Source organism: Bacillus sp. RC252 (genome assembly GCF_044909215.1).
Taxonomy (GTDB): Bacteria; Bacillota; Bacilli; order Bacillales; family Bacillaceae_G; genus Bacillus_A; species Bacillus_A mycoides.
Window position 1 is genome coordinate 400,614 of sequence record NZ_JBIYDV010000002.1, and the last position, 8,544, is coordinate 409,157.

Sequence of the window (8,544 nt, forward strand, 5' to 3'; positions counted from 1 at the left end):
CATCCACTTTCTCAAATTTAATTATTCATATTTACTGCTTGTAACGGCTTTAACTCTTCCATAAAGTCAAGCAAAGATCCTACTGTAAGAAACGCCTTTGGATCTATCTCATCTTCTGGAACACATAACTTTAATTCCATTTCAATGTATACAATAAGCTGTAACATCATTACCGAATCTATATATAAATCTTGATTTAAACGCATCGTTTCTTCTAAATGTGTTACATTTTTCAGTTCCATTTTTTCTCTCATAATACTTAAAACTGCTTCTTTTAACATTTCACGACTCATGTTGTTATCTCTCCCATCTCTAATAACTTCCGACTTACTTTCCCTGTTTTATTTTTCGGAATCTCTGCTACATTTTCAATTTCATGTGGCACTTTATAAGACGGTAAATGCTGTATGCACCATTCTCTTATTTGTACTGGTTCAATACGAGAGACTACTTTCGCTTTTACTATTTCTCCCATCACAGGATGCTTGCCCCGGTATACAATTGCCTCCTGAATACCTTCTAATCGAAGCATCGTTTCTTCCACTTCTATAGGAAATACCTTTAGACCGGACACATTAATAACATCATCTATTCGCCCCATGAAATGAAGGCCTTGCTCAGATCTATAACCTAAATCTTTTGTATAAATCTCCTTTTCAGCAATTTTCACTACGATTTCTTCAGGTTCATCTTCATTTGAACCTATGTTAATACTTACATGAGGAAGTGGTTTTCCTAAACCCAAATGTGTTTCCATAGCATGACATATACTAATGCAACCAGCTTCAGAACAGCCGTACTGCTGCATCATGTATTTCGTCATGCCCTTTAACTTATAAAATACCGTTTCTGGCAAAGGTGATCCTGATGTCATAATTTTATGAAACTGAAAAGTCCCTTGTGGAAAACTCCCCATAATATGTAACATAAGTGGTACTGCGTATATGATATGTTTTTCGGTATTACGAACTATATTTAATGCGAATTTAGGGTTTTTGTTTGTAATGATTATAGGCTTACTACCTCTCGTAATTGCTGATAACGTGCCACAAATTAATCCGTATGAATGTGAAACTGGAGCCATTACAATTGGCACTTCGTCTTCTTCACATTTTAAAGCTTCATTGTAAGCGGCAATTTCTGTTTCAATTTCCGTCCATGCTCTACGAATCAGTTTTGGCTCTCCTGTTGTACCTGAACTATACTGCAATAAAGACGGTTCTTCTTGTAATAGATTTGGAACTTCTAATTTTGTAAAGTCGTTACTTTCTCCGTATAAAAGTGCAGTACACTTTGCGCGCTTTGCCATTTCAATAGCTGTATCCTTTGGCGTATCTTCATGAATAAGTAGTACAGATGCTCTTTTTTCTTTTAGGAAAAACACAAGCGTAATAATATCGAATGGATCTTTCAGACAAAGTGCAAATCTATTTCCTTCTGCTTCTTGAAATTGTTCCACTCCCTCGTAACCTTGTAATCTCAATTCAAAATCATATTTGCTAAATTCTTGTTTATTAACGATTAGCATGATTTCCCCCTGTAACAACTGATTTTTGTATTGTAAGTTGCTTTGCTCTATACAATGGATTTGGAACTTCATGAACAAGCGATTCCACATCCATATATAAACGACGCTTCGTTAATTGCTCTGCATGAAATGTAGGTGCATATAATTGTAATGCTTCAAAACGTTCTTTCAAATGCGAAAATCTTTCAAAATGATCTTCTATTTCTTCAACAAGAATGATCCAAAATTGTTCCTCTTTCAACTGATACTCATCTGCCAGCACGAAAGCCAGTTCACCTAGATTGAATAGGAAAAGCGCATCTAAAACCATTTCTTGTAAACATTCAATACGGTCCATTTCAAAGAAATCATTCATTTGACCATTCGCATATGTTTTATGCATTTTAGTAAAGTCAGGACATTTTTCGAGTTCTTTCAAAAATGGACGATAAAACTCCAGTCCTTCATGAAAATCTTTTAGTGCAATACGGACTGGTATTCCCTCTTCATGAACTAAAATCATGTTTTGTCCATGTGATTCTAATGCGACTCCATGCTCTACAACGAGGTGTACAACTGGGATAATTGCTTTTTGAATAAGCAATTGTAACCAGCTTTCTACTCCATATCTCTTTAACCACAAATCAATAGTTGGTGTCCCATCTTTTCCCTTGGCATATAAACCGTTAAATGGGATTGCCTCTTCTTTCTTATCTAAATATTTGTGAACGCTTTCGCGCCAAATACATCCTAATGAGCCATACGTAGCTTTTTTATTCGCATCGTACGTAACACTCGAAAATTCATTTAACAAAATTAAACGCGATTCATCCCTTAAATAAGGGTCATGATTTACTATATCTTTTAACCAATTCGATATAGCAGGTGCACTCACAACCGAATGTGGTTTTAATGTACGGATAGTTGAAGTATTGAGTAAATTCATTGATAACTTTACATATGGTTTCTCTCGATTCGTAACATTTCTTAATGTCCGCATCGACTGCTGCGCGCAATAATCATCTTCTGATTTCCCTAAATAAATAATATATTTATCCTGTATATGGTCAGTATAATTCGGAATAATAAAGTTCTCCCACTGCCAAGGATGAACAGGTATAAACATGTACTTCTTCGAATCACAGTCCATTGTTCGAATACGATCCATATACTCTTCGATTTTCTTTTCACCAATTTCTTCTTTAAAGGTACAGTTATAACTCTCTTCACTTTCATATCCTACAGTCGTATATTTCTCATGAACTGCAATCCATATAATTTTCATTGGTTGCATAAATTCAAATCCATATTGAAAATTATCACGATATTGAAACCCGATGCGTGCTTTATAACTAGGATGATACGGGTGTCCATCTATTAAATGACTTTCAAGCTCATCATAAGATTTCGCAAGATAGTCTTCTTCACAACTTCTCTCATATTGTGCAATCGTATCTTTAAAGATTGTTTGTTCTAATTCTTGAATAAAAGAATCCAATTTCGTTCGATCCACTTGAATAATCCGAAAAATCTCCTGTAAAAATTGTGAAACTGATTGTATTTCTTCTTCCTCATCTTGAACTCTCATTATTAATGAGTCATGTAAACAAATACGCCCAAATGTCATACGTTCTTGCCCATAGCATTGGTACATTACATTTTGATCCTTTTCATCAAGACCTTGTATAATAAAAAGTATTTGCTCTCCCTTTTGTATACGAATCGGCGTAATGATTTCTTCATAAATTAACGATTCTACTAATTGCCGGAATACTCTTCTTCTTACTGAAATGTACTCTTTTGATTGGAGTGCCTTCAATATTTTTATGTGATAAACTTCTTCTTTCATAAATCCCTCCGCTATAATACGGAATATCAAATTCCATTATTTGTATTACGTGAAATTTTAGCACTACTTATGAACGAACAGCCACTTCTCTAACGAGTGGATTATCTACTTGTACATAAATTGCTTGCTCTAAAGGATTTGTCAGTTCATCAACATCGAAAAATCTCGTTAGCAAATTTGCTTTACATGCCAATTTATTTTCTTCCAACAATTCACTTAAAAATGTAGAAGGTTCGCGGTTATATGGAAGGAACGCTTCAAGTACAGACCTTAATTCCGAAAGAAGAATTTCCTCCTTTATTAATCCTGCTGTACCAAAACCGTTAATTAGTCCAAACATATGATTAAAAATTAAATAGTAACGAAATCTTTCATCTACAATGTAATCGTCATATAAATTCCCAGTACGTTCTCCAATACCCGCTAGTTCATTATCTAGGACTGACTTCATTGAATTGCAGAAATAAAAACCTTGATTATCACGGAAGTAAAACTTAACTGGATAACCATCTTTCAATTGAACAACACTATTTTGTTGATGCGCTTCTAATGCAACGCCATAACGTAAATACATCCATACCATCGGCTTTAAAGAGATATTCATATATCGTCTAAACCACTCTAAACTTACTTCTTCACAGCTTCTACCTTCTAAAACCGCTAAGTGATGAATAATATTCGATAAACGAGTACGTTCTCCCGGTATAGCATCTTGAACTAGTCCTGCAATTAAAGTAACGTCATTTGCATGTTCACTATAAAAAGGATTCTCTCGAATAATCACTTCAAATCCAGACTCTTTTGCTCCATAATTTAAGGTAATAAAGGCTGGATCACAAATAAAATCAAAACCTGGATACTTTTCTAGTACTTCACCAATTGACGTATTTAACATTTCCTTCCCTTCAAGGCCACTCTCAAGCTCCTTCAACTTATTAATGCGCATTGAATTTGTTACTTTCACCGGAAATGAAAACTTAAGCATATATTTCGAATGAGGATGATATAGCGTTCTAAGTGATGATGTCGCCATATAACACTTACCTACGGGACCCATATACTCAAGTACTCCTTGATTTATCCACTCTTGTACATAAAGTTGATGTAATAGCCATTCTGCTTGCAGCGGATGGATTGGAATTAATGAATATTCATCTTCTTGACAGTACTCTTCAATAAATTCTTGACCTACCTTTTCATCGTTCTTTAATTCCTTTTTTATCATCGCCGTTGTAGAATCTTGTAACAATGACTTTTCACTTACTATACTTTTATGTGCCCGAAAATAGTGAAGTTGGCACTCCCCTTTTAATTCAGGAGAATACATGGAACTTTTCCAATCCAATATACCTTGTCTACTCTTTGGTGTAGGATGAGTTAAATGTCCAAATAATAAAGATTGCTCCGCCTCAATAAAAGTTGTATGGAAACCATATAATGCAGATGTATCTTCTGCTCTCTTTTTTGTAAATTCCTCAATATTTTGACAACTGCGAATAACTCGAAGCATAAGTTCATCAGGATTCGTACCTTCTCCATAGTTAATAGACATTTCCTTTATTAAAAACATAATAACCGTAATATAATCTGCTTTAATAACATTTTTATTTTCGCCAATTTGGTAATAAAATTGTTCTCCAAATAGATGACGGTCCGTTGACGATTTATATATAACTTCCCCATACAAAGTAACGTTTTGTGCCGATAACCGACAGCATAAATAAGTGGGGATAGCGTCTCTTTGAAATGAATGACAGAAAATATTTTCCATCCTTTTATCCTCCGTAATCCATTCTCCACTTCCTGTTTCTCTTAAATAACAATTTAAAAAGCTTTGTATTGTTGCATGTTCCGCGATTTGTTTCGCATGCTGCATACTGCTCCTCCTCTTTTAGACGAACACTATCATTTTTTTGTAAAACTTCTGACAGTTGAATTTTATTATCAACTATGATTCTATTTGATAATGATAATCATTTCAAGAAATATTTCAGAATTTTTTTATCTAGCTAAACTTTTCACCTTTTCAAAACATTTAATCCGGCAACAAAAAAATACACCAATATAATAATTGATGTATTTTTTCATTCTCGCAGATTAAGTTTACATAATAATATTATCGTATTCTAATTTGATAGTGATTTGTATAAACAATCCATATCTCGCCAAGCATATGCTATTTCTTCTACATTTAGTCTTTCTAAAAGTTTCGTGTCAATTTTTTCCGGATTATATTTTTCATAAAACTTTTTAGAAGGATTATTAGCAACAACCCAAACTAACAGAGATTGCATATTATCTTTTTTACATTCCGATAGCAATGCTTGAAATAATCTTTGTCCTATCTTCATTCCTTGATATTTTTGTAAAATGTATATTGCATATAATTCCCCATCACAATTATATGTACCTGTTCTTTCAACCCCCCCATCGATAAATCCAATTATTTTACCATTTAACGTTTCTGCTACAAACGTAAATTGATGCCCGTCTTCTTTTTGAAATATACTTTCCCATAGCTTTTCTCGTTGTTCATACGTTATATTGTCTAAAATTTCATTAGAGAATATCCCAGTATACGTCGTTTTCCAACTATCCACATGCACTTTTGCAATTGCCGAAATATCATCTTTTATTGCCCTTCTAATATGTATCTCCACCATACTCATCCCCCTTAGAAAATAATTATAGCAAAATGTTTTGTATGTATTAAAAAAAGAGTGAATTTTCATCACTCTTTTTATCTACTTTCAACTTCTACTGAAACAACATGATCGATTTCTTTTAAAGAACTATATAATTCAGTTGTATATAAATCTTCTGGAGCTAAAATGACCATTTCCAATTGCTGAGATGCCCCATTATCAATATCTTTAATTTTCACTCGTTTTACTTGCATATTTAAATTTTTAATTTGCTTAAAGATCCCGTCTAACTCTCGATGTTTGTTTACGGTAATTTTTATGGATAAGTCCTTTTGTCTTAATGAATAAGGGCCTGCAATTTTCACAATTTGCGGAAGTACGTTAATCGCTAATATAATTAAAATCATAGCAACCGTCGCTTGTATATAAAACCCTGCACCAATCGCAATACCTAGTGCTGACGCGGCCCATACCATAGAAGCCGTCGTTAATCCTGAAATAACGTCATTATTTCTTCGTAAAATTACCCCTGCTCCAAGAAAACCGATCCCACTAACAATTTGAGCGGCGAGACGCATTGGGTCCATGTTTGTATGACCCGGTACAGAATAAACATTCACTGATTCAATTGAAACCATTGTAATTAAACAACTCGCTACGGAAATAACCATACTTGTTTTCACACCAAGCGGTTTATTCTTTAGCTGCCTATCTATTCCGATGAATAATCCTAAAAAGAGTGCTAAACCTAATTTGAATAAAAATTCATATGACATATTTCATTCTGCTACTAAGAATATAGACAAATGTACATTCTTAGAGTATTCCTGCTTCTGCGTGTCCTGTCTCGCCACTAACTCGCTACTACAGTTTGCTGTAACACTCCACAGGCATAAATTCCGATGTAGCCCACTGTACATATATACAATCTATTTACGTTAGTATTGTATATTTTTTTGCTTGTAAAAGGTTGATTGACGCGTTCAAATCTCTACCTATTACATTTCCACAGTCACATTCATATACTCGTTCGGATAGTTTTAAGTCTACTTTCTTTTGACCACAACATGAGCATAACTTCGACGAGGGATAGAACCTGTCTACTTGACGTAGTTCAATTCCATATTCCTCACATTTCGCCAATAACCATGTTTGAAATGTATAAAAGCATTGCTTCGCAACTGCTTTAGATAGATGTTTGTTCTTCATCATACCTTTCACATTCAAATCTTCTACTGTAATAAATGTTGGCTTGGTTTTCACCACATCATTTACAATAGACTTTACATACGCTAATCGAATATTTGTTAACCTGGCATGTAGTTTTTGCACTCTAAGAATATTTTTATCTATATTCGCTCTTTTGTTAGTAACAGATTTTTCACCTCTCTTTTTTATATTTTCAAATTTACGCGATAAAGAACGTTGCTCACGTCTTAACCGTTTTTCTATCTTTTTTACTCTTATTGTTTTGTTGATGTTTTTGTGAGTTTTTCCATCGCTACGTACAGCGAAATCCTTCACCCCTAAATCAATACCTAAACCTGTTTGCTTGAAAGTTGGCTTCGTTTCTGTTTCTTCCAATTCGCAAAGCACGGATACAAAATATCTTCCTGCTCTTTTACTTATCGTTCCACTTTTTACAATCGCATTTTTGGGAATATACCCATATTCTTTTAACCTTATCCAACCAATTGTGGGGATTTTTACTCTATGCCTTTCTACTGTCCAATCTGTTTTGTTGTTTTTAGGAAAATAGCACTTCACATCTTGCTTCTTCTTTTTCTTATATCGTGGAAATTTAGATAAACCCTTAAAAAATCGCTTAAAAGCTTTATCCCCGTTCATAATCGCTTGTTTTACAGCTTTACTTGATACTTCTTTTATCCACTGGTCACATTCTTTTGTATAGACATTGTTCAACCATTTTGAAAAGTCATACCCACTTAAAAACTTTCCTTCGGCTTCATACAACTCTTTGTTTTTAGAGATATACAGGTTGTAAACATATCTGCACACACCAATAGTCTGATTTATTCGAGGTATTTGTTCTTTTGTCGGATGGATTTCTATTAGATATGCTCTTTTCATAAATCTTTATCCTCCGGTATTTTCTTCTTGAATCCCCATATAGTCTTTATACTGTTTATCTGTATAAAATCTTCTTCCTTTAGGGTTTCGGTAAGCAGTCAATACACCCTCGTTATCCTTCTCTGTAAAGTTCTTACAGACACATTGATTATTTCAGCGAATTCTTTTGATTTATATTGTTTCATAGGTAGAATGTAACATATTTATCTGCATTTGCGTATGTTTTATACAACTGTATTGATCTCCTTACTTCCTAATATTTCCCTTCGAATATTTCACTATAACTCTTTTATGATATCAATTCCAGTCTTTTCTATTCATTTAAAGTAAAAAACCGAAAAAACATTTTTGACAATGTTTGAAGTGAACCCGAATAGTGGTACATGAAAAAAACACCTCCTGAATTCGCATACTAAGTATGCAAATTCAATGGAGGTGTTTTTCGTTTGAAG

General features: G+C 33.8%; 7 protein-coding genes and 1 pseudogene. All 8 read right to left on the reverse strand.

All coding sequences use genetic code 11. The annotated features are described in order from the left end of the window. Positions 1-17: 17 nt before the first annotated feature. Complete coding sequence (gene asbD, locus ABH960_RS05100; RefSeq protein WP_242308669.1) at positions 18-293, reverse strand: petrobactin biosynthesis protein AsbD; 276 nt, start codon at positions 291-293, stop codon at positions 18-20. Next, positions 290-1,528 carry an AMP-binding protein gene (locus ABH960_RS05105; RefSeq protein WP_404443300.1) on the reverse strand — a complete coding sequence of 413 codons (1,239 nt, stop codon included), beginning with the start codon at positions 1,526-1,528 and terminating at the stop codon, positions 290-292. The genes asbD and ABH960_RS05105 overlap by 4 nt, the downstream gene beginning before the upstream one ends. After that, on the reverse strand, positions 1,515-3,356 hold the full coding sequence (locus tag ABH960_RS05110; protein ID WP_404443302.1) for an IucA/IucC family protein: 1,842 nt from the start codon (positions 3,354-3,356) through the stop codon (positions 1,515-1,517). Before ABH960_RS05110 ends, ABH960_RS05105 begins: the two co-directional genes overlap by 14 nt. Positions 3,357-3,423: 67 nt before the next feature. Then, positions 3,424-5,232 (reverse strand): IucA/IucC family protein, encoded by a 1,809-nt coding sequence (locus ABH960_RS05115; RefSeq protein ID WP_404443305.1) that lies wholly within the window; start codon positions 5,230-5,232, stop codon positions 3,424-3,426. Between the two features lie 250 nt (positions 5,233-5,482). Further along, the gene (locus ABH960_RS05120; RefSeq protein ID WP_404443308.1) at positions 5,483-6,019 is read right to left on the reverse strand and encodes a GNAT family N-acetyltransferase; all 537 of its coding nucleotides are present in this window, start codon (positions 6,017-6,019) and stop codon (positions 5,483-5,485) included. 77 nt (positions 6,020-6,096) lie between these two features. Beyond that, the gene (locus ABH960_RS05125; protein ID WP_002012374.1) at positions 6,097-6,777 is read right to left on the reverse strand and encodes an MgtC/SapB family protein; all 681 of its coding nucleotides are present in this window, start codon (positions 6,775-6,777) and stop codon (positions 6,097-6,099) included. A gap of 157 nt (positions 6,778-6,934) precedes the next feature. Next, positions 6,935-8,092, reverse strand: coding sequence for an RNA-guided endonuclease InsQ/TnpB family protein (locus tag ABH960_RS05130; RefSeq protein WP_404443312.1), 1,158 nt, complete (start codon positions 8,090-8,092; stop codon positions 6,935-6,937). Positions 8,093-8,124: 32 nt separating this feature from the next. Further along, positions 8,125-8,277: pseudogene (locus ABH960_RS05135) on the reverse strand (MerR family transcriptional regulator); the annotation flags it as partial. Positions 8,278-8,544 lie beyond the last annotated feature (267 nt).

Excerpts from the sequence above, each read along its gene's own strand:
- asbD (WP_242308669.1), bottom strand. The coding sequence starts at position 293 with ATGAGTCGTGAAATGTTAAAAGAAGCAGTTTTAAGTATTATGAGAGAA.
- ABH960_RS05105 (WP_404443300.1), bottom strand. The coding sequence starts at position 1,528 with ATGCTAATCGTTAATAAACAAGAATTTAGCAAATATGATTTTGAATTG.
- ABH960_RS05110 (WP_404443302.1), bottom strand. The coding sequence starts at position 3,356 with ATGAAAGAAGAAGTTTATCACATAAAAATATTGAAGGCACTCCAATCA.
- ABH960_RS05115 (WP_404443305.1), bottom strand. The coding sequence starts at position 5,232 with ATGCAGCATGCGAAACAAATCGCGGAACATGCAACAATACAAAGCTTT.
- ABH960_RS05120 (WP_404443308.1), bottom strand. The coding sequence starts at position 6,019 with ATGGTGGAGATACATATTAGAAGGGCAATAAAAGATGATATTTCGGCA.
- ABH960_RS05125 (WP_002012374.1), bottom strand. The coding sequence starts at position 6,777 with ATGTCATATGAATTTTTATTCAAATTAGGTTTAGCACTCTTTTTAGGA.
- ABH960_RS05130 (WP_404443312.1), bottom strand. The coding sequence starts at position 8,092 with ATGAAAAGAGCATATCTAATAGAAATCCATCCGACAAAAGAACAAATA.